Source organism: Polaromonas sp. DSP2-3-2b2, from assembly GCF_049895905.1.
In the GTDB taxonomy this organism is placed as follows: Bacteria; Pseudomonadota; Gammaproteobacteria; order Burkholderiales; family Burkholderiaceae_C; genus Polaromonas.
Genome location: NZ_JAFCTH010000066.1, coordinates 1 through 530 on the forward strand (window position 1 = coordinate 1; position 530 = coordinate 530).

Here is a 530-nt window from a genome sequence, read left to right on the forward strand (position 1 = left end):
CGCTTGGTGCCGCGCAGCAAGATGCCGACGTTGTCGCCCGCCTGGCCCTGGTCGAGCAGCTTGCGAAACATTTCCACGCCGGTGCAAATCGTCTTTTGCGTGTCAGCGATACCGACGATCTCGATTTCCTCACCGACCTTGACAATACCGCGCTCGATACGACCGGTCACGACAGTGCCGCGGCCGGAGATCGAGAACACGTCTTCCACGGGCATCAGGAAGGCGCCGTCGACAGCGCGCTCTGGCAGGGGAATGTAGTTGTCCAGTGCGTCGGCCAGCTTCATGATGGCTTCTTCGCCCAGCGGACCCTTGTCGCCTTCGAGGGCGAGCTTGGCCGAGCCATGGATGATCGGGGTGTCGTCACCGGGGAAATCATACTTGTCGAGCAGCTCGCGCACTTCCATTTCAACGAGTTCGAGCAGTTCGGCGTCGTCGACCATGTCGCACTTGTTCAGGAACACGATGATGTAAGGCACGCCGACCTGGCGGGCCAGCAAGATATGCTCGCGCGTCTGGGGCATCGGGCCGTC

At 61.5% G+C, this 530-nt stretch carries 1 protein-coding gene; it reads right to left on the reverse strand.

The genetic code is table 11. The features are described 5' to 3' along the window. On the reverse strand, positions 1–530 hold a 530-nt coding region (locus ACP7AD_RS18590; RefSeq protein ID WP_426149228.1), incomplete at both ends, for a GTP-binding protein.